The following is a 19,271-nucleotide window of genomic DNA, read 5'->3' on the forward strand; positions in this document are numbered from 1 at the left end:
TATATGAGTACTTATAATTTAGAAAAGTTAGACAAAGAAACTCAGGAACAGATTATAAAACTACAAAAAGTTACTCGGAACAAAGACGGAAAAGAACAGTATGCTCAAGCTCAATTAGATATCGGGAGGGTTTTTTTTAATAAGAGCGATTTTCAGCAAGCCATTGATGTATGGCAAAATATTCTACCTGAAGATAGTGATGAAATTCATGCAAAGGTACAGTTTAATATTGGATTAGCTTTTAAAGAACTGGAAAGATCTCAGGATGCTGTTGAAACATGGCAAAATATTCTACCTGAAGATAGTTCAGAAGCTTATACAAGGGCACAGTTTAGTATTGCTCAATATTACTTAGGAAAAGAACAATATAAAGAGGCAATAAAGCATTACACTGAGTCTAAGTCGTTTTATCGTTATGAATCGGAGTGTTTTATTAAGATATGTAATTTACTTATTACAGATAATAGCAGAGAAGTAGGAAAGTTATATCAAAAGCTATTTAATCTAGTATTAGATATTATATATATATTAAAAGTTGACTTTAATTATCGAGGTAGTCAATCTTCTGATAGTCAGCCAGCAGAACGTAAATTAGCTCATTATACCAGCCCTGCAACTGCTGATATATTACTTAACCAAAAAGGCAAGGAGAAAGCCAGTCCATTCCGCCTAAATACTATTAATAATGTTAATGATCCGAGTGAAGGGCAGTTGTTATTAGATTATTTAAAGCATGATAAACAAAATAGGTATATCAATCCTGATTTTGATGCTGATTTTCATGCTTTTGTAAGCTGTTTTACCTTTAATCATGACAGCTTAAATCAGTTTCGTCTTTATGGAAAAAAAGATAACCTTGAGGCATCAGGTGTCAGCTTAGTATTTAATAAAAATTTTTTAATAATCAAGGATTTAATGGGCTGACTAATTTAGCTATTTATGACCAGACCAACTCTATTGCCGATAGGGAAATTGAGTTGCAAGAAAAGAGTGAAAAAGATTTAGATATATCTAATGTGAGTATTGGTAAGCAACCTATTATGCGTTGTGTTTATATTGACCCAGCATGCATCTATGAAGATGCTAGCAATGATTACGTCCATCTAGCCCAGCGTAATCGAATTACTTTTTATCGTGAGTCTAGCAATGATAGTAAGCAGGCTGAACAAAATTGGATAGATTATCAGAAGTTTATAAATGATAAGACAAATGATTTTAAAAGAGAATTTAATAAGTTAAAAGCTACTTATAAAGACTTAGAAAAAGCAGAGAAAAGCTATAAAAAACTTGTACAAGACAAGAAAAAGTTAGATAAAAATTATTGTGACTTATTAAAAGAGTATGATACTTTGCTTAATGAAATTTTATTACCTTTAAAGTACTTGATTAAGCATGCCGCATTTCAAGAAGAGCAGGAATGTCGGATGGTTTATATCACCTCGTTAAAAGAGGATAAAGTTAAGTTGGATTTTGGAAGATTTCTATATGTAGAATACAATGAGTCTGTAAAGGATAATTTAGATAAAGTCTATATTGCACCTGCTGCTACTCAATATCAACCATATCTGGCTAAGTTACTAAGTGATACCGAAGTTAAAATTGAGCTTTCAAAAAATCCTTATAGACTAAAATGAGTTTTTTTAATATAGCCCTGTAAGACATATTAGCAAATACCTAATACGCCCATTTTCTATCATTTGGTGGGTTTGCTTGGTCAGCTCAAAATAATCAAAACCTATTCCTCAATAATCAGCATACCTGCTGATTTTGCCCCTCTTGTGCCACCAGTTAGCACCACAATATCACGACTGCTATCCAGCTCATTTAACAGATTTGCAAATCTCGGTGCTTTGCTACCACCGCCACATAGCACATAAATTGTGCCTTCGCTTGCGTCCAGTAAGTCTTTATTTACACCATCATTAACAGGTTGATTGACCGCTCCCTCAATATGCCCCGCCTGATAAGCCTCAGGGTCACGCACGTCATAAATGGTTGCAGTTTGGGTGGTTAAATTATTATCTGCCAACTCTTGAGCAAGCTTAGTGACATGAATTTCTCTAATCATGGGGTTTCCTTAATAGCCGAATATTCAATTATCTCTGCTAAGTCATGGCGTCAGAGATAATATGGATAAGTAATAGTATAGTCTGCCTACTATAAATTCACCATAGCGTTAACCTTACTTGATGTACTACATATACTATCTTCACTTGGTTGTCTTGTAGTGAAATTATATGAGATTGACTAAATGGGCTTATCTTATTCTATTCTATGATTAAATGATTATACTTAATTGATGATTGTTATTTTGGTTAATAAAATTAAAATTTTTCTTCATTTAAATGATATGTTTTCAATCAATTTAATAGCAAAATAGATGACATTTTTATTACTAATGTTATAATATAACATATTGATTATAAAGGGATTTTCAAGTAAATAAAATTGTGAATTAATAAAAAAAAGCGTATAATAAAACCATAGCAAAGAAGCTTCTAAGCTACAAAAAACAAATTAATTTGATTTAAATATTGAACACAATAACAGGAGATAACTATGAGTGATAAAATGAAAGCGATGGTTTATTATGGCGGTGATGATATTCGTTTTGAAGAGCGAGATAAGCCAACTATTTTACAGCCTACCGATGCCATCATCCGTATGACTAAAACTACTATTTGTGGTACAGATTTGGGGATTTGGAAAGGTAAAAACCCTGAGATTGAAGAAACGGCAAAAGCTGAGACTGGTGAATGGAATGGTCGTATCTTAGGGCATGAAGGTATCGGTATTGTTGAAGAAGTGGGTGATAGCGTTCGCAACTTTAAAAAAGGCGATAAAGTCATCGTATCTTGTGTTAGCCGTTGTGGCTCGTGCGAAAATTGCCAAAAACAACTTTATGCTCATTGTGAAAACAAGGGCGGTTGGATTATGGGCTACATGATTGATGGTACACAAGCAGAATATGTGCGTACCCCTTATGCAGATAACTCTTTATATAAGCTACCTGAAGAGCTTAATGAAGATGTGGCAGTATTCTTGTCAGACATCTTGCCAACAGGTCATGAAATCGGTGTGCAGTACGGCGATGTAAAACCCGGTGATACCATCGCCATCGTTGGTGCTGGTCCTGTTGGTATGGGTGTGTTATTGACGGCACAATTTTACTCACCTGCCAATATCATCGTTATCGACCTAGATGACAACCGTCTAGCGATGGCAAAAGAGATGGGTGCTACTCATACTCTAAACTCTGGTGACGGTGATGTGGTTGCCAAAGTATTAGAGATGACAGATGGTAAAGGTGTAGACAGTGCCATTGAAGCGGTCGGTATTGAGCCAACTTGGGACATCTGCCAAAAAATCGTTAAAGCTGGTGGTAATATTGCCAACGTCGGGGTACATGGTAAGCCTGTTGAGTTTGAAATCCAAAAACTATGGATTAAAAACCTAACCATCACCACTGGTCTAGTCAATGCTAACACTACTGGCATGCTACTTAAATCATGTTGCTCTGGTAAACTACCATTAGAAAAATTAGCAACGCACCATTTCAAATTTGCTGAAATGGAAAAAGCCTATGATGTGTTTAAACATGCTTCTGAAGAAAATGCGATGAAAGTAATCATTGATTTTGATGAATAATTTGTCGTTATTCACTATTTAAAAAAATCCCCGATATTTATTATTGGGGATTTTTTTTGTGGTTTAATTTATAACGTTAACTCTATATGATGGATAGCCTGTATTTTTATAAGTAGCGACTAGAGATAATAAAATGATTGATATTGATAAAGCCGAATTAAGTGACGTAAAAAGTATTATTCAAGTGATACACAATAGTATTTTATCTTGTCATGCTGACCATCATAATAATCAAACCAGTATTGATGCGTGGTTAGCCAATAAAACAGAGGAAAACCTAGCTTTATGGGTAAAGCATAATTATTCACTTGTTTGTAAACAGGCGGAGAAAATCGTTGGGTTTTTGCTGATATCAGCAAAAGGTGAGATATTATTAAATTATGTAGAGCCAAACCAACAGCAACAAGGCATTGGCAAGCGTCTATTAGATACTGCAAAAGTACATTATCGCAATCAAGGTATTAATGAGCTAGGTGCAGAGTCAACCATTACCGCCAAAGCGTTTTATCAAAAAAATGGCTTTGAAGTGATAGATGAGATAACCGAAGAGGGTAAGCTGGTGGCTTACCGTATGGTTTGTAAAATTTAAGCGTTTTAAAAGAGAGAATATTCTCTGCTTCTAGGGTCTGTTGAACATTCATCTTCATAGGAAAAATTGAGATTAAATTTGTCTTAGTCAAGGCAATGAACGCAGGTAATATCGGGATATTAACAAGTTCATTAACGCAGGATAAGGCAAATTTAGCCAATTTTTACATGAAAGTAAAAAGTAGCTATATCCCTTGTAGGTATTAGCCTGACGGGGTGAAAGTTCAACAGACCCTAATAAGTATGCCGAAATTCACCCCATTCAAAGGAAATTCCATGCCCATTATCAAACCTTTAGCACCTAGCGACCATAAACATTGGCTTAGCCTATGGCAAGGCTATCTTGATTTCTATCAAACCACGCTAAGTGATGCGGTGATAGACAATACTTGGCAACGTATTATTAGCAATGACAGCAATATTTATGGCTTTGGAGCGTGGATAGATAAAAAAGGTGAATCACTCTTAGTCGGCTTTGTGCATGTGGTATTGCACCCCAATACATGGAATGCCAGTGATTGTTGCTATTTAGAAGATTTATACGTCAGTGAGTGTGTGCGAGGGCAAGGCGTGGGTCGGGCATTGATAGAGCAGGTGTATACGTTTGCTCAATCCAAACATTGCAATCGGGTGTATTGGGTAACGCAAGCGCACAATAGCACCGCCCGCAAGCTATATGATACGCTGGCGACAAAGACCGATATGGTGCAGTATCGCCATGATTTATAGGACTAATTATATGGTTGTTAACTTTAGTATCTCTACTAATGTCTAACAAACAGAGTTAATGGTGTCGCCTGCATTGATACCTAGGATAGTACAAATTTCTATATATTCAAGTACATCCAATTTTCGCTCAAAACCTTCAATTTTTGCGATAAAAGATTGAGGTCTATCAAGTTTGTCTGCAATTTGTTGTTGTGTTAAACCCCCATCTTTACGTGCTTTGACTAATATTTGAATGAGTTGTCGATACGTTTCATTGTAAATTGTTTGCAAAAATAACCACCTTTGTCTACTTGAGATATTCATTATTAAACCCTCGATTTTAGTTGGTTAATTCATTAAATATAATGAGTTTTTGTAAATAAAGCGATGTACTTGTGTGCTTATGGTTGATTTTGATACCAATATCCTTATGTCTTTGCTAGGCTTACTAAAATAATATTTATCATAAAAATATTAGCAATGTAGAAAACATAAGAAATAGGGGACAGTGATGACAGATAACACTCAAGACATATCCAAACAAGCAAACCCCATTAATGATGCCAATAACCCTCAAGTAAAAAAGCTGGTCGAAACACTCTCGGGTGAGCATATCAGCAGTGGCAATAATTCTGGTAGTAAGGCAAAACAAGCCATTATCTTTCGTATGGTGATGGACAAGCACATTTGTCCGTTTGGATTAAAGTCATTAGATGCGCTAAAACACGCAGGCTATGACATTATTGACCGTCATATCACCAATGATGAAGAAAATAAACTGGTCAAAAATACCTTGGGTGTTAAGACCACACCGCAGACTTTTATTAATGGTAAACGTATCGGTGGTAACGATGACCTGCAAGTGTTTTTGGGCAATGCTGAACCCAAAAGCGAAGATGATACTTCCTATACGCCGATTATTGCGGTGTTTGGTGTGACCGCTTTAATGACTTTGGCATTGTGTTGGGCATCATCAGTGTCAGTGTTGTCCATGCAAGCGTTAATATGGTTTGTGGCGTTTTCCATGTGCGTCTTAGCCATCAAAAAATTAGAGGATTTGCAAAGCTTTAGTACCTCCTTTTTGGGCTATGATTTATTGGCTCGTAAAGTGGTACGTTATGCCTATGTCTATCCATTTTTGGAGGCGTTTGCTGGCGTGTCGATGTTGGCAAATCAGCCGTGGTTAAGCGTTATTGCAGGTATTGTGTCATTAATCATCGGCTTGATTGGTGGCGTATCAGTCATCAAAGCGGTGTATATTGATAAGCGTGAGCTAAAATGTGCCTGTGTGGGCGGTAATAGCAATGTACCATTAGGGGCTATCTCATTGACCGAAAATGTGATGATGGTAGTCATGGGGGCGTATATGCTCAGTCAGGCATTTTAGCTGTTATATTGAACAGTATAAAAAAAGACAGCCTAGGCTGTCTTTTTTATTAAGTATGCTATGTTTTTTCGTTATGAGATACTTAAAGTCTTAACGATACTGAGCAAAAAATGCTTGTGAAGCATTGAGACAGTAGGGCATAGCAGTACTGTGATATTTACTTACAAAGGCAATGGTTGCTGCTTGCGTGGCTTTAGTCTCAGCTATTGCTTGTGTCATTGCTCCATTAGCAATAGCAGTTTCTAGTGATGCTAAAGTGTCTTGGTATGCTTTAGTTTTGATATTTGCCATTTGTTCACCAAATCCTTTTTGTAACACTTTTGCTGTTGCTTCAACAGGTGTATTGATAATGGTGGGTAGGGTAGACAGATAAGGAAGCTTAGGTGTTTGCTCTTTAGCACGCTCTTCTTGATTACTTAAATCAAGGTCAATGAGCGCAAATGGAATATTGGTTGTTTCTTTCCAGATGCCTGCCATGGCAGTACTATTGACATCAAAGAAAACGGACGGATCTTGGTGTGCGCCACAAAGCAGGGTGGGTGCTTTGGGGGCATAAGTCCGTAAGTCATTGGCTTTAAAGGCTGCGCGTAGTGAATGTTGAGGTGCTAGTGCCGCAAAAGGTAGTTTGGTCGGCTCAGGGACAAGTCCATCTGGATTGGCGATGATATCTGCCACATATTTGGCACGATATGGCGTACTAATTAAGTAATTATCACCAAATCCCCATGCAAAGCGTTCATCTTTTGGTGAGATTGGGTCAAGTTCGGCAACACCAGTGGGTGCTTTGGCAAAAAGCTCTACCATTGGTAATTTACCTTGAGCGAATATGGCTTCGATAGTTTCTGTCGAGGGAAGTAATGATGGTGCCGTTTGTGCATAACTACCAGCATATATACCTTTAGTCACATCATCGCCATATTCGGCTGTATAACTATCAAACAGCATTGGTAAAAAGACAGTACCTGCAACAATGGTATTACCTAAGACGATAGCATCACCAAATGCTGCCATGGCATAAGGACCTGAGCCTGGGCTAATAGCAGTAACAGGAATACCTGCTTCATCAAGTGCTTGAGATGTAGCCAGTGCGACATAACCCCCTTGTGAGTAGCCAGAGACAAATAGTTTATCACCTGCACTGACAGAAGTGTTACCAGCATCAGCAGACAGTTGGACTGCTGCTTTACCAGCCAGTAGGCTGTCGACCATCTGCTTTCCTTGTTTTCTAGTGATATAAGGCGTGTAGTCTAGGTTTGACTTGTCATAACCTGGGTAATTTGGTGCGATGACAATATCACCTTGCCCAGCCATCGTAGCAGCAACCAATAGAGCTGTTTTATAGGCAGGATTCTTTTGGTCATTTAGTGCTGCTAGATTATAATTTTTTTCAATGGCAGTACCATGAGCATATAACGATACAGGGCGCTCACCTTGGCATTGTGGGTCATCACCAGTTGGTATCATAACTGCCCCAGTGGCATTGGTTTCCTCACCTTTTAGTCCTGTAGTACTATGGTTGATATATTCAACCGTCACACCACAAATAGGAGAAATAGGAACAGCAGCAGATAGTTTTGCTTGTTTGATAGCCTCTGCAAGTTGAGTTGCTGTAAAGGTCTGGGTGACTTCTGGATCATTGAGTAATTTGACAGTTGGTTTTGGTGTTTCACTTTCAATGTGAGTATTTGTGTCATTATTATCATCACCACAAGCGGTCAGTAGTAGGCTGGTAGCGAATACAGATAATAAGAGTGATTTATTGATGGTGGGTAGGGCGTTTATCATAGGATACATCCTTGTTTTAAGTGCTATCTGATTTATGACTTGGGTGCATGGATTCTTCATGCTGTCATAATTTTGTGATAATAGCACTCATCTAAGTATTAGAAAAGTAAATAATATGTAATAAACTTCTCGCAATGTCTGGATATCATTGGTTATTGTTGTTCAGTGATGATGCCATTACTGGACTTATAAATAGTCATAACCCTATGGATTATCTGGACTTTCGGTTTTAGATTGGGTGGTTTCAGCTTGTGTCGTGGATTTGGGCTGAATAATTATTGGCATGGTTAAGCCTTGTGCAAAAGGCTCAGAAAAAACATAATCGTAGCGACTGGCAGTGACTTCAGGGCTAGTATGAATGATTAAGGTTACATCTTTGCCATCTGTTAGCTCATGTGAGCGGTAGTGGTCACCAAGTTGGTCTAATAACTCAGGTAATGGCTCGTTACTGGCAGTACCAATGGTGAGACTGTGACGTGCTTCGGCAGGGGTAATGTGGAAAAAATCTGCATAAGCTAGGACAGATTGGCTGTCTAGCTCAAATGGATACTTAAAGTCTTCAGGATTAACTGGAGATATTTTTGAGTCCAGTTTTGTCCAATCAATATCAGTGCGATTTGAGTTATTGGTGTTTGCCGTTGCTTCTGTTGATATTGCTTTTTGAGAAGAGTCACTGTGAGCAGAGGTTGTTGAGTCTTCTACTGGGGTGCTGTCAGATGCTGGTTGACAGCCAAATAGCAACATACTGGCACTGATGGTCATTATCATACTCAGAGATGATTTGAATATTGGTGTATGTTGAGTTTGTTTGTATTGAGTTGATGGCATTATCTTCTGTGTGTTCATGTATTGTGTGACCATAAGTGATGTGTGTTACTTTGCTTATATTTTAGCAGTCTCACTAGACCCTAATCAAAGCGATAAATATCCATATTTAGATTATGATGTGCCATACGCTCAGAGACAACAGACACTCGTTGACCTGCACCAAGGGCAAAAAATAGAGGCATAAGTTGTTCTGCTGAGGGACGCATATCTTGGCTGATGCTATGTTGTTGCCAGTCGAGAGCTTGTGGAATATTGGTTTTTAATTGATGTAGTAGCCATGTTTTAAAGGCTTTGGCAGAGTGCGTTTTATTATCTGCTGAGAAGTGCGTGGCTGGTAAGTTATGGCTCATATTGCCAGAACCAATAATCAGAACTTGTTCTTGTCGTAGGGGTGCAAGGCAGGCACCAAGTTGATAGCAGGCGGTGGCATCAAAGTGCTTAGGAAGGCTGAGTTGAACAATGGGAACATCTGCTTCTGGGTATATATGTAATAAAGGTGTCCATACTCCATGGTCATAGGGTCGCAAAGGGTTAAGATAGGCGGTAATGCCTTTTTTATCATAAAGCTGTTGAGCCAATGATTCAGCAAGTGGTTGATGTCCTAGTGCAGGATAGTTAAGTTGATAAAGCTGTGGCTCTAGACCTTGAAAATCATGCCATGTATCAGGTTTGGGGTTGCTATTAATCTCAAGAGCTGGTGATAGCCAGTGTGCAGACAAAATAATAATGGCGTATGGTTTGGGAAGATTTTTCCCAATACGTGCCAGTGCATGTGTGGTTGCAGAGTTTTCTAGTGCTAATGTGGGCGCACCATGAGAGATAAATAATGCTGGTAGCGTTGCCAGTTTTTGTTGAGTATCCGTAAATAAGTGGCGAACACTCAATGGCATTTTAGGAGTCATGGTGTTATAAAGAGTAGTCATTAGGGTTTGTATATTGGGGTTTATATATTGCAAGGTCAATCATTGTTAGGTTCTTTATGGTTAGTATCGGTTAATTCCCACGATGATAAGGATGATTATGGTTAATACTCATGGCTCGGTAAAGTTGTTCCATCAGCACCACCCGTACCAGTGGGTGTGGTAGTGTTAATGCAGAAAGAGACCACTTAAAATCTGCGTTTGCTAATACTTCAGGACTTACCCCATCAGCACCACCAATGACCAATGCAATATCATCACCTTGAAGCATGGCATCTGCCAGTTTATCTGCCAGTGCTTCTGTTGATAGCATCTTACCTTTAACATCAAGTACCCAAAGCTGTTCACGACTGGCGCTGGCATGTGCAGATAAAATGGCACTACCTTCTTGCTCACGATATTGTGCTAAGTTTGCTGATGATGGATTTTTTGCCCGTTTGGCGGGGGTAAGCTCTACCAGCTCAGTGCTAAGCATGGGCTGGATACGTTTGAAATAGTCATTAAAGCCACTTTCTACCCAGTTAGGCATTTTATTGCCAACGGTTAATAGGCGTGCTTTCATAATTCTCTCACTATTGATAATAACAGAATACCGTAACAGCTTTTTTCTGTATTAGCTAGGGGTTGCTGAGTTTTCTAGTATATTTTGCTTTGGATGCTGTGCTTTATGTTTTTGGCTTTGTGTGTTTGGCTTTGAATATAGTCGTTTTTTGACTATCGGTTTTTAGTGTTGAGCCGTCCAATCCAGCATGGCATCTAAAACAGGGCGGGCTTGGTTGGCATTTAATGGATGCTGAGTATTGATGATACCGACCACCACATAATCCTGCCCAGAAAGTCCTTTCACATAGCCTGCCATAGAGGTCACATTGCTTAATGTTCCTGTTTTTATCCATGCTCGCCCAATGGCTTGTGATTCAGGTCGGCGGTAAGCATGACCAATAATTGTACCACTGATACCTGCAATACCAAGTGAGTCTAGATAGGTATTAAAGTCAGGATGGGAATAGGCAGTTTGTAGTAGCTCTGCCAGATTATTTGCCGTTAAGGTACAATCACGGCATAGCCCTGAGCCATTGGTCATGATGGGTGGTGGTGTGTGTAAGTTAGATTGCCACCACTGGCGGATATGTTGCAGTGAGCTGGGGTAGTCACTATAAGATGTGTGTGTTGAGGTTTGGGTGCTGTGCTTACTATATACTGGTAAAGACAGGGTAAGTTGTTCTGTCATGACATTATTGGAATGGTGGTTAATGTCATATATTTGTTGAGCTAGAGTTTGAGAAGGATAGCTGGCGATGGGTAGGGGGGTGGTTGACCATGCTGTCAGTCCAATACGTTGTGGATTGTCGGCAAGTTGTGGATAAGTAGGTGCTTGATTAATAGGTGTTTTATTGTGAGCTTTTCTGTGAGTTAGCTGAGTACGAGTAATGACTTGTCCCGTTAGCGTATTACCTAGCTCTTGCCATTTTTGTTTGACGACACGTCGGGCAAAGTCAGTGACATCTGGATAGGCAACATAAAATGTATGAATACCACAGCCAGTTGGTAATGCTCTATGAAACTGTAAGCCATTAGTACCCCAAGTGGGGGCTAGACTGGCTTGGATAGAAGACGAACAATTTCCCGAGCGATAGGGCAGATGCTTTGGTAACTGGTAATCAGCAAGTTGGGGGATGTAATTGACATTAGCCCCACCTTGCTGGCTTGGTGTGGTGACCACTTCTACACTATTAAAATTTACCAATAAACCATCTGGACTGGCGTTATAGGGTCGTAAGGGGTCATTATCAAATGATGCAGGGTCTTTGCCAACGTTTTGGAAAATAGAAGTATCTAAAATAATATTGCCGTGAATATGTTTAATTCCCGTCTTTTGTGCCTGATAGAGAAGCTGAGTCAGGCGGGCATGTGTCAGCTTTGGGTCGCCACTGCCTTTGATTATCATATCCCCATACAAAGTATCGCCAACTACCACTCCATTATGATAAATCAGGGTTTGCCAGACAAAATCTTTACCCAACTCATCTAAAGCGACAAAGGTAGGTATTAGTTTCATGGTGCTGGCAGGTGTACGTGGCGTATTAGGTAAATGAATGATGGGGGTAGTTAACGGAGGGGCAGGTTTGATACGTATTTGAGCGTTTGTTTGTGTATGAGTACCAGTATTTGTATTAGAATTGGATACTGTGGTCAATGAACTTTCTTCTGTTGTAGGGAGTGTGATATTAGGCAAACGATTGCCTGTCTCTGTCTGAGCCAAAGGCATGATAATCAAGCTAATATCATCACTACTTAGATGTGCTTGAGCCAGCTTAGTTTCTACCATTGGAGGTAGGTTAGCATGGGCAGTGGAAATAGCAAGACTACCGATGCTACCAATGCTAAGGCTGACCATTAATTTATAAAATAAACGTGGTAATGGCGTTTTAAGCGGATGATGGATAGCAGGTGATGGTAAAGGTAATAGAGACATAGAGGACATAGTAGACTTAGAGATTAGAGGCAAAGAGTCAGGGGCAATATGGATACATGTAAGGATAGCAAAATTCACTTGATAGTCAATTTAATACCCTATTAATTCAATAATCTATCAGGGAAAACAAGTGTTAGTCATATTCCACAGACTCTAAAGACTCTAAAGACTCTAACCTTTATTTTAAATGTAGAAATGCCATGGCAGTCATAATGGCATCATTATAAGCATCATGACTACCCATATCAGGAATATTATATTTGGTTAAAATCTGGCTTAGATGTTGTCCGTGATGTGACACACCTTCAGTACGGTTGCCTGTACGACGGTTATATAATTCCCGAATATCAATCACAGGATTGGGTAGGGGTGTGCCCATATATTGTTTTGCCAAAGGATTTAAAAATGCCATATCAATTTGTGGGCAAAATCCAACGATTGGACGATTACTAATAAATGGCAATACCAGAGCCAACATCTCATCATAGCTGATACCATGCTCAACGTCATTAGGGCGCAGTCCATGAATCACAATGGTTTCTGCTGTGGGCATCACAGGTGGTCGACAGACTAGATGTAAGCCATTACCCATATCAATGGTATTATCATTGATATGAATGACCGCAATGGATAATAAATGGTGCTTTTTGGGGTTTAGCCCACTCATTTCGCAATCAATGGCAACCCATTGCTTTTCTGGTGGTGGGGCAAACATATCTGCTAGCTCAGGTTGCGTTAGCTGACGTTTATACCATTGTGACTTTATTGTATGCAAAAGACTCATTAAGCCACCTCAAGTTGATAGTGTTGACGTAGCTGATTTTTAAAACTTTTTACCACAGCCAGACACTCTTTGAGTAGGTCACGCTCTAGTGCAGATAGGGTTGTGGGGTCTACCTGTCGAGCGTGTCTGTCTTGCGTTGATAGGGCGACCGCTAAACGCTGTCCCATAAAAAACTCTAATGTTTCATTAAGTGTTTCAGCTCTTTTCTCAGTTAACACCCCCGCCCTTGCTAAGGCATTGAGTCGAGCTTTGGTACTGGTTACTGTCAAAATATTATTTTCTAATGCCATGGCACGGATACCATGTACCAGTGGAAAGATGCCTGCTTTTTTTAGGTCTATGTCTTGATTGATGGGTTTGCCAATGAGAGGGGCAAAACTTTTCCACCATTGATTGACATCCCCAAACTGTAAGGCAGAGCGGGCAAAACCTCGTACAAACATGGGGTCAGCATGAGTATGGGCAATTTGTAAATGCTGACGTAAACTGGTTAGTAGACGCTCATCACCACAAACATAAGATGCGTCTAATATAGAGGCTAACCAGATACCATGATTAGGCTCTTTGCCTGTAAACCACTCACTTATTTGTGCTTTAAAACGGTTAAGGGGTTGTCGCCATAAGGGATTATTCATCATGATATGACCATCACACAGTGGATAGCCCATATCAGCCAGTGTTTGGTTAAAGCGTTGAGCATATTCAGCTAAGTTGGGGTGACTAAAGCCATTGCGAATGATTAAGGCATTATCTTGGTCAGTACGCATGATTTGCTCACCTCGACCTTCCGAGCCCATCACAATAACACAAGTATTTTCAAACACCATTTTGGGGACAATCAAACGCCACAATTTGCTAAATACCTGAGCGTTTAGCGTTTGTACCATACGGCTAATCACTCCAACTTTAATACCATCTCGTTGTTGGGTGCGAATATATTGCCCAATCTGTTCTACAGCTTGGCTCAGCATCTGTGTGGTCTGTGCTTGTTCAATTTGAACAGTAATCAGTTGTGAGTGATGGCTTAAATATGCCAATAAATTACTCTGTCCTAGAATACCAACAATATCACCTTGCTCATCCAGTACAGGCAAACGATGTACCCGATAACGAATCATTGCTAACATGGCATCACTAATGTCTTGATGTGTATTGATGGTGCGCAGTTTAAACTTAGCATAGCTATGACAAGGTGTGCTGGTCGGTTCAGCCGATTGGCTAATTGCACGGCAAATATCAGCATCGGTTAAAATCCCAAACAGACCGTCATAGGCTCGGGTTGGGTGACGCTCTGGTGTTGGTGTACGTTTGATAATAACGTGTTTAAGCCCAGCCTCAGTCATGACTTTACACGCATCAAACAAACTGGCTTGCTCATCAATAATATGCACAGGTAGTAAGGGAATGGTTGTGACAGGTTGAAGCATAAGTTGCTGAGTTTCTGCTTGCTGTAAAGGTAGTTTATCAGTTAGTGAGGCATCATAAGAGTTCTGCTGAGGCTGGCTGGTATTATGATTGTTAAGTCGCTTATGATGACGCTGACTAAGCATATTTACCCGCTCAATCAACTCACCTGAAAGTATCTGGCGAATATGATGATTTTGTGCAGACAGACGGTCTATGGCACTGGCTTCTATTTGTAATAATAAACTGTCTTCAAGGGCATGATATTGATAACTTTGTTCTGATACAGTTGATTGTGTATCCGTTGGTTGAGCATCTGTTAATTGTATATCCGTTGATTTTCGGCGTGCATCAAACCAATCGTTACTATATGTTGTTGCTGTAAAGTCACCAATATAGTCTTCACCACAGCTTTGTTGAATGTGCCCTTTTAACACCACATAAAAGAAATCGTACTCATCTGGCTTGAGCCGTTGCTCTTTTGCAAGGTAGCGAATCTGGGTATGTTTTTTAAGGCTTTGACGCTCTGGTAGCGTCAAAACATCAAAAGGGGGCTGAGAAAAGTCAAGTTGAGTCATATGCCGTCCTCCATGATGGCAATTGATAAGGGTCTATTTTTCCTATAGAGCCTAATACAGTTACAATAATTGATACTATAACTAAGTTAAAAGCTGAGTCAAAGCTAAGAAGCTATGCTTCTAAAAGTGCTTTGATGCGGGTGATGGCTTCACGGCTTTCTGCCACACTGGCAACTAGTGCAATGCGAATATAGCCTTTGCCCGGATTATGACTATTAATTTCCCGCGATAGATAGCGTCCTGCTAAAGCGTGAATATTAGCTTGCTCATATAAAGCTTTGACGAATGCTTCATCATCAGGCTCACCTTTATCATCAATAAAAGTCTGAGGCACTTTTACCCAAAAGTAAAACCCAGCATCAGGATGACGTAACTGTAGTGTATCACCCAGCTCATCCATCCATAGTGAAAACTTCTCACGATATAAGGTACGATTTTCCTCAACATGGGCTTCATCTTGCCATGCACTGATAGAAGCAAGTTGATGATGTAAAGGCATGGCACAGCCCTGATAAGTGCGATATTGCAAATAAGGTGCTAATAAGTGGGCATCACCAGCAATAAAGCCTGAGCGCAATCCGGGTAGATTAGAGCGCTTGGATAGTGAATGAAAAACCACACAGTTTTTATAGTCATCTCGCCCTATCTGAGCGCAGACTTCCAGTAGGCCTGTGGGTGGTGTATCAAAATATAACTCACTGTAGCACTCATCACTAGCAATAATAAAATCATACTGGTCAGATAAAGCAATCAGTGCTTGCCAGTCATCGGCATCCATCACTGCACCTGTGGGGTTGTTAGGGCTACAGACAAACACAAGCTGAGTTTGCTCCCAGATTTCTGCTGGTACAGATTGATAGTCGCCTTTAAAGTCGTTTTCACTATTACAGGGCACATAGTAAGGTTTGCCCCCAGCCAGTAAGGTTGCACCCTCATAGATTTGATAAAAAGGATTGGGCATGACTACCAATGCAGGTTTTGAGGTTGTATCTAATGAAGCCTGTACAAAGCTGAATATTGCTTCACGAGTACCCATGACTGGTAATATTTGCGTATTGGCATCAATATTTGCTAAGTGAAATCGGGCTTTGAGCCAGTTTGCAATGCTGTCACGTAGCTCTGGTAGTCCATTGGTTGTTGGATAATTTTGTACTTTACCCAGATTATCCCGCAGAGTGTCTAGTACAAATGCAGGTGGCGTATGTTTGGGCTCTCCAATACCCAGTTTGATGGGCTGATATTGTGGTGCAGGGGTGCTGTTTGCCAGTAGTTTGTTCATTTTGGCAAAGGGATAAGGATGTAGTTGTGTTAAGTGTGAATTCATGAATGTCTCTATAAACTTTGATATTTAGATGCGTAGCGTGCAGATGTTATACAAATAGCGCCTTAACCATGGTGAATATTTAACTGCTCCGATGCTCTAAGACATCAATTAAGGTTGCTTTTAAATGCTCTAATCGTTGCTTTGTTAACGTGGCATCCCCTTGATCGCTGATATAAAACATATCTTCAGCACGCTCTCCAAGTGTGGTAATACGGGCGGCATGTACCTCAATGCCTTGTTGTAAAAACACTTGACCCAAACGTGCTAATAATCCCGGTTGGTCGAGTGTTTCAATACTCATGATATGTTGATGACTTGCCTCATTATACGAAAAGTTAATATTTGTGGGAACATGGAAGTTTTTTAGCTGGCGTGGCAAGCGTTTTTGCACCAGCTTGGGTGTATTGGGGTTAGCAAAGGCATGAATTAAACGTGCTTTTAGCTCTTCTTGACGCTCAGAATCTGTTAGTAATGTACCATGACGGTCTAGCAATACATAAGAGTCTAATGCAAAGTCACGAGTTGCAGTGATGATACGAGCATCTAAAACGTCCAAGTCCATCTGGTCAAATACAGCCATGGTTACTGCAAATAGATTGGATTGGTCTTGGGTATAAACAAAGACCTGTACCGCATCCAAAGCCAGCTCTCGATGTTCTCGTAAAGCAATCAATGGCGCACTGTCTATGGTGGATGCTTTGCCAATCGGTGGATGATTTAAAATGGCTTCGGTATGCCATAAGATATCTTCAGGAATCTCTCGTAAAAAGTATTCATCACCAAGATCATCCCACAAGCTTAATACTTCCTCACGGTTCATATGACTGACATTTTCAAGTAATGCAGTGGCTTGAGCACGTGTTGCAGTAATCATATCGTGTCGATTTGTTGGAGCATCAATATCAGCACGGAGAATGCGTCGTGTCTGCGTATAGAGCTGTTTCATCAAAGTGGCACGCCAGCTATTCCAGAGCTGAGGATTGGTGGCATTCATATCTGCCACCGTTAAGACATATAAATGATTGAGGTGAGTGACATTACTCACAATCTGGGCAAATTCAGTGACAACTTCTGGGTCAGAGATGTCTTTTTTCTGGGCAGTGAGTGACATTAATAAATGGTAGCGGGTTAACCAACCAACCAAGCGTGCATCTGCCTCACTCATACCATGATTGAGACAAAATTCAATGGCATCACCTTCACCCAATTCACTATGATCACCACCACGCCCCTTAGCAATATCATGAAAAATAGCAGCTAAGACTAAGATTTCTTTACGCTCAATACGTTGGTAAATGGCACTGATGAGTGGAAACTGCTCCCGATAAGCATCATTAGTAAAGCGGTGCAACATTCTCACTAATAATAAAGTATGGGCATCGACAGTATAGCGGTGGAATAAGTCATACTGCATCAAACCTGTAACAGCAGCAAATTGTGGTAAATAGCTGCCTAACACGCCATAGCGTTTCATAGTACGAAGACGATGATATAGATAGTTTTGCTCTTTTAAGTTTGCCAAAAATAGTGCTTGATGTTTGGGGTTTTCACGGTAAGACTGGTCTATACCTCGTGCAGCGATTTTTAACGCTCTCAGGGTATGTGTGCGTACAGCTTTAATGCCATGCTGTCCCATCAGTAAAAACAGCTCTAAAATAGCATCAGGATGTTGGGCAAAGACACGATGATGTGAGATGGCAATTTGATTACCGATTTGATTAAAGCGAGCGTTTAAAGAAGTTTTTTGTGGGCGTTCATGTGTAGGCAAACGTGCTTCAATTAATGTCTCATAATAGTGTGATGTCAACATTTCAGACAGCGTAGATATCTGCATGGCACAGCGATAATAGTCACGCATAAAGCGCTCTACGGCAGCATTTGGTGAGTCATTATCTTTATCTGCATAGCCCATTCGTGTGGCAACATCACGCTGATAGTCAAACAACAGCTTATTTTCATTGCGACCTGTCAGCACATGTAAATGATGGCGAATCTCCCATAAAAACCCTTCTGCAAAGGTAAGCTCATCATATTCCTTTTCAGTTAAAAAGTCCTGAGGTACTAAGTCATACAGCTTGTTAATGCGAAAGTAGCGTTTGGTTATCCAGCCAATAGTATGAATATCTCGCAGACCACCGGGTGCATTTTTTATATCAGGCTCAAGATTGTATTCCGTTGTATTGTGGCGTAAATAGCGCGCTTTTGCTTCTGCCATTTTGGCATCAAAAAAAGCCCGTTGTGACCACACCTGATACACCAACTCAACAGGTACTTGAGCCAGTGTTTGGTTGCCTGTTAAAAATCTGGACTCTAATAATGATGTCGCAATGGTGACATCTTCAGTAGACTCCAAGCACTCACTGACTGAGCGTACTGCCAAACCAGGCTCAATACCCACATCCCATAAAGTCGCCACAAAGGCATCAATTTTTGCTTTATTTGCATCAGTTAATGTACTGGGTGATAACAGTAAAATATCCACATCTGAATGTGCAGATAACTCACCACGTCCATAGCCACCAGTGGCAAACAGGGCTAAATCAGTATGGTTTAGCTCAAAGCGCTCAAATAATGCAATGAGCAGGCTATCTATCGCACATGCCCGTGCCATCACTAGCTGGCGGATACCAACATTGGTTACTAATGCACTGGCAATATCTTCCTCAATCTGAGCCAACCATGCTGGTACACCTAAATGTCGCTCAGTACTATTGGCAATATCTGGTAGAGGTGTGAGTAAAGAGCTGGCTGGGTCACAGATAAACATAATCAAACTTCCAAATTGTGCGATAAAAATACTAACCAATATCCCAAAAAAAGACCGCATATGCGATCTTTTAG

Annotated in this window: 17 protein-coding genes; 6 read left to right on the forward strand and 11 right to left on the reverse strand. The window is 40.1% G+C overall.

Annotated features, from left to right (window positions below; translation table 11 throughout):
- Positions 1-3: 3 nt before the first annotated feature.
- Together FHK88_RS02105 and FHK88_RS02110 are read left to right on the forward strand one after the other, a co-directional pair.
- Entirely contained in the window at positions 4-924 is a 921-nt protein-coding gene (locus tag FHK88_RS02105) for a tetratricopeptide repeat protein (protein WP_227429121.1), read from the forward strand.
- Between the two features lie 53 nt (positions 925-977).
- A complete protein-coding gene (locus FHK88_RS02110; protein ID WP_227429122.1) occupies positions 978-1,634 on the forward strand; it encodes a hypothetical protein in 657 nt (218 codons plus the stop codon).
- Positions 1,635-1,735: 101 nt separating this feature from the next.
- On the opposite strand, the gene FHK88_RS02115 is transcribed toward FHK88_RS02110, so the two are convergent.
- The gene (locus tag FHK88_RS02115; protein WP_227429123.1) at positions 1,736-2,068 is read right to left on the reverse strand and encodes a rhodanese-like domain-containing protein; all 333 of its coding nucleotides are present in this window, start codon (positions 2,066-2,068) and stop codon (positions 1,736-1,738) included.
- 491 nt (positions 2,069-2,559) lie between these two features.
- Here FHK88_RS02115 and FHK88_RS02120 point away from each other — a divergent pair, with 491 nt between their 5' ends.
- The 3 genes from FHK88_RS02120 (at position 2,560) to FHK88_RS02130 (ending at position 4,965) form a co-directional block, all read left to right on the forward strand.
- Positions 2,560-3,648: a zinc-dependent alcohol dehydrogenase family protein gene (locus tag FHK88_RS02120; protein WP_227429124.1), complete on the forward strand. Its 1,089-nt coding sequence runs from the start codon at positions 2,560-2,562 to the stop codon at positions 3,646-3,648.
- Between the two features lie 133 nt (positions 3,649-3,781).
- Positions 3,782-4,237: a GNAT family N-acetyltransferase gene (locus FHK88_RS02125; RefSeq protein ID WP_227429125.1), complete on the forward strand. Its 456-nt coding sequence runs from the start codon at positions 3,782-3,784 to the stop codon at positions 4,235-4,237.
- A gap of 275 nt (positions 4,238-4,512) precedes the next feature.
- Positions 4,513-4,965, forward strand: coding sequence for a GNAT family N-acetyltransferase (locus FHK88_RS02130; RefSeq protein WP_227429126.1), 453 nt, complete (start codon positions 4,513-4,515; stop codon positions 4,963-4,965).
- Positions 4,966-5,007: 42 nt separating this feature from the next.
- Here the strand turns inward: FHK88_RS02130 and FHK88_RS02135 are convergent, their stop codons facing one another.
- Positions 5,008-5,235 (reverse strand): helix-turn-helix domain-containing protein, encoded by a 228-nt coding sequence (locus FHK88_RS02135; protein ID WP_227429127.1) that lies wholly within the window; start codon positions 5,233-5,235, stop codon positions 5,008-5,010.
- 220 nt (positions 5,236-5,455) lie between these two features.
- On the opposite strand from FHK88_RS02135, the gene FHK88_RS02140 reads away from it, so the two are divergent.
- Entirely contained in the window at positions 5,456-6,331 is an 876-nt protein-coding gene (locus FHK88_RS02140; RefSeq protein WP_227429128.1) for a MauE/DoxX family redox-associated membrane protein, read from the forward strand.
- Between the two features lie 90 nt (positions 6,332-6,421).
- Here FHK88_RS02140 and FHK88_RS02145 read toward each other — a convergent pair whose 3' ends face one another.
- The 9 genes from FHK88_RS02145 to glnD form a co-directional block, all read right to left on the reverse strand.
- A complete protein-coding gene (locus FHK88_RS02145; protein WP_227429129.1) occupies positions 6,422-8,116 on the reverse strand; it encodes an alpha/beta hydrolase family protein in 1,695 nt (564 codons plus the stop codon).
- A gap of 204 nt (positions 8,117-8,320) precedes the next feature.
- Entirely contained in the window at positions 8,321-8,884 is a 564-nt protein-coding gene (locus FHK88_RS02150) for a hypothetical protein (RefSeq protein WP_227429130.1), read from the reverse strand.
- A 140-nt stretch (positions 8,885-9,024) separates the two neighbouring features.
- A complete protein-coding gene (locus FHK88_RS02155) occupies positions 9,025-9,900 on the reverse strand; it encodes a class III extradiol ring-cleavage dioxygenase (RefSeq protein ID WP_319800141.1) in 876 nt (291 codons plus the stop codon).
- Between the two features lie 37 nt (positions 9,901-9,937).
- Complete coding sequence (rlmH, locus tag FHK88_RS02160; protein WP_227429131.1) at positions 9,938-10,426, reverse strand: 23S rRNA (pseudouridine(1915)-N(3))-methyltransferase RlmH; 489 nt, start codon at positions 10,424-10,426, stop codon at positions 9,938-9,940.
- Positions 10,427-10,588: 162 nt separating this feature from the next.
- Complete coding sequence (locus FHK88_RS02165; protein WP_227429132.1) at positions 10,589-12,340, reverse strand: D-alanyl-D-alanine carboxypeptidase/D-alanyl-D-alanine-endopeptidase; 1,752 nt, start codon at positions 12,338-12,340, stop codon at positions 10,589-10,591.
- A gap of 178 nt (positions 12,341-12,518) precedes the next feature.
- Positions 12,519-13,124: a 3'-5' exonuclease gene (locus FHK88_RS02170; RefSeq protein WP_227429133.1), complete on the reverse strand. Its 606-nt coding sequence runs from the start codon at positions 13,122-13,124 to the stop codon at positions 12,519-12,521.
- On the reverse strand, positions 13,124-15,106 hold the full coding sequence (locus FHK88_RS02175) for a DUF294 nucleotidyltransferase-like domain-containing protein (RefSeq protein ID WP_227429134.1): 1,983 nt from the start codon (positions 15,104-15,106) through the stop codon (positions 13,124-13,126). The genes FHK88_RS02170 and FHK88_RS02175 overlap by 1 nt, the downstream gene beginning before the upstream one ends.
- Positions 15,107-15,218: 112 nt before the next feature.
- Entirely contained in the window at positions 15,219-16,430 is a 1,212-nt protein-coding gene (gene dapC / locus FHK88_RS02180) for a succinyldiaminopimelate transaminase (protein WP_227429135.1), read from the reverse strand.
- Positions 16,431-16,509: 79 nt separating this feature from the next.
- A complete protein-coding gene (gene glnD, locus FHK88_RS02185) occupies positions 16,510-19,197 on the reverse strand; it encodes a [protein-PII] uridylyltransferase (RefSeq protein ID WP_227429201.1) in 2,688 nt (895 codons plus the stop codon).
- Between the last annotated feature and the right edge of the window lie 74 nt (positions 19,198-19,271).

This window comes from Psychrobacter sp. I-STPA6b, assembly GCF_020662265.1.
Lineage (GTDB): Bacteria > Pseudomonadota > Gammaproteobacteria > Pseudomonadales > Moraxellaceae > Psychrobacter.

Coding starts and splice junctions, on each gene's coding strand:
- FHK88_RS02165 (WP_227429132.1), bottom strand. CDS start 12,340: ATGTCTCTATTACCTTTACCATCACCTGCTATCCATCATCCGCTTAAA.
- rlmH (WP_227429131.1), bottom strand. CDS start 10,426: ATGAAAGCACGCCTATTAACCGTTGGCAATAAAATGCCTAACTGGGTA.
- FHK88_RS02105 (WP_227429121.1), top strand. CDS start 4: ATGAGTACTTATAATTTAGAAAAGTTAGACAAAGAAACTCAGGAACAG.
- FHK88_RS02150 (WP_227429130.1), bottom strand. CDS start 8,884: ATGATAATGACCATCAGTGCCAGTATGTTGCTATTTGGCTGTCAACCA.
- FHK88_RS02130 (WP_227429126.1), top strand. CDS start 4,513: ATGCCCATTATCAAACCTTTAGCACCTAGCGACCATAAACATTGGCTT.
- FHK88_RS02140 (WP_227429128.1), top strand. CDS start 5,456: ATGACAGATAACACTCAAGACATATCCAAACAAGCAAACCCCATTAAT.
- FHK88_RS02145 (WP_227429129.1), bottom strand. CDS start 8,116: ATGATAAACGCCCTACCCACCATCAATAAATCACTCTTATTATCTGTA.
- FHK88_RS02115 (WP_227429123.1), bottom strand. CDS start 2,068: ATGATTAGAGAAATTCATGTCACTAAGCTTGCTCAAGAGTTGGCAGAT.
- FHK88_RS02125 (WP_227429125.1), top strand. CDS start 3,782: ATGATTGATATTGATAAAGCCGAATTAAGTGACGTAAAAAGTATTATT.
- glnD (WP_227429201.1), bottom strand. CDS start 19,197: ATGTTTATCTGTGACCCAGCCAGCTCTTTACTCACACCTCTACCAGAT.
- FHK88_RS02170 (WP_227429133.1), bottom strand. CDS start 13,124: ATGAGTCTTTTGCATACAATAAAGTCACAATGGTATAAACGTCAGCTA.
- FHK88_RS02120 (WP_227429124.1), top strand. CDS start 2,560: ATGAGTGATAAAATGAAAGCGATGGTTTATTATGGCGGTGATGATATT.
- dapC (WP_227429135.1), bottom strand. CDS start 16,430: ATGAATTCACACTTAACACAACTACATCCTTATCCCTTTGCCAAAATG.
- FHK88_RS02175 (WP_227429134.1), bottom strand. CDS start 15,106: ATGACTCAACTTGACTTTTCTCAGCCCCCTTTTGATGTTTTGACGCTA.